The sequence below is a fragment of the Paenibacillus sp. 2TAB26 genome (genome assembly GCF_052115145.1).
Classification (GTDB): domain Bacteria; phylum Bacillota; class Bacilli; order Paenibacillales; family Paenibacillaceae; genus Pristimantibacillus.
Map to the genome: position 1 here is coordinate 1 of NZ_JBFRGC010000099.1, position 470 is coordinate 470.

1 protein-coding gene is annotated in these 470 nt (G+C 65.7%); it reads right to left on the reverse strand.

The genetic code is table 11. The annotated features are described in order from the left end of the window. A partial coding sequence (locus tag AB4Z50_RS36040) for a TetR/AcrR family transcriptional regulator (protein WP_441887295.1) occupies window positions 1-362 on the reverse strand: 362 nt, incomplete at its 3' end. Window positions 363-470 lie beyond the last annotated feature (108 nt).

A 470-nucleotide genomic window follows, 5' to 3' on the forward strand; every position in this document is an offset into this window, starting at 1 on the left:
CCATCCCGCGTGCGCCTGCACCTGATGCTCCATGCGCTGGTGAACCGCCGCCAGCGCCACACCTCGCTGGCCATCCTAGAAGTCTGGATGGCCGCGCGTGGCGATACCCGGCTGGCCGAGGGCATCGGCCCGAGCGCGGCCAGGCGCGCGGCCTCGGTATCGATCAGCTGCTCGACCATCGCCGGCAGCAGCGTGTAGCGCCCTTCCGGGAACTGATGCCGCAGCGAGCCGCGGCTGATGCCAGCCATTTCGCAGACGCGCGCCTCCCCAAAGGCGGCATAGCCCTGTTCGATCAACAACTGGGTGGCGGCATCGATCAGCGCCTGTCTGGTGGACGCGCTGCGCTCGGCTTGGGTCGGCATGGCCGCGATTGTAGCCACATCGCCCTGCGTCGCCATTGATTCCTCAACTGTCACAAAACAAACATACAAGTTTGTTTATATCTGGCCCGCGCGCGGCAAGAGAGCCCA